Genomic DNA, 621 nt, shown 5'->3' with positions numbered 1-621 from the left:
ATATGTGGCGAATGGGGAAATACCTTTTCACAAATTAAACAGGGCGGTGCGGTTCAAGCCGTCTGAGATTGAAAACTGGATGGAAGGGAAAAAAGCGGGGGCGTTGAAGAATGAAATGTAAATACTTTGAAGAATGTTCAGCGCCGATATGCCCAATGGACGAAAGGGCGGCGCAGTCGGTATGGTTCGCCGATGAGCCTGTCTGTCGTTTGCAGGACGTTCCCGAATGGGTTAAACGTCAGCGGAAAATCGCAAGAATCGGCATGGAAACGATAACGGGATACTTTACCCTGCCCATGTTGGAAAGGCGTTGCGTCATCGGGAAGAAGATGTCCGGTATAGACCCTGACGCAACGGAAGTGGGAAGAAAAACCGCCGAAGAAAACTGGCTTGGCAGGCATCCGGCTGTTAAGGCAAAAACAAGCGAGGAGAGGGAAAAATTAGCGGAGCGGATGCGTTCTTTAAGGTCAATCCGTCTTGAAGCGGATGGGGAAAAACCCAATTCCGCTCGGGGGAAAACGCGTGGCGAAGAAAAAAAGGTGAAATCATACGGCAAGGACGGGCAGGGTTGTTTTCAGCCTTGTAATTTTAATAATGGCGGGGGGATAAAAAAATGAGCGG

General features: G+C 49.6%; 2 protein-coding genes. Both read left to right on the top strand.

Annotated elements, in window-relative coordinates:
* The first annotated feature begins 4 nt into the window (after window positions 1-4).
* Window positions 5-121, top strand: coding sequence for a helix-turn-helix domain-containing protein (locus ACYVRA_RS08145; protein ID WP_461252229.1), 117 nt, complete (start codon window positions 5-7; stop codon window positions 119-121).
* Window positions 111-617, top strand: coding sequence for a hypothetical protein (locus ACYVRA_RS08140; protein ID WP_461252228.1), 507 nt, complete (start codon window positions 111-113; stop codon window positions 615-617). Before ACYVRA_RS08145 ends, ACYVRA_RS08140 begins: the two co-directional genes overlap by 11 nt.
* Window positions 618-621 lie beyond the last annotated feature (4 nt).

The organism is Treponema sp. R8-4-B8 (genome assembly GCF_054786175.1).
Note: the sequence above shows the minus strand (reverse complement) of the source record. Positions and strands in the feature narration are given on the sequence as shown.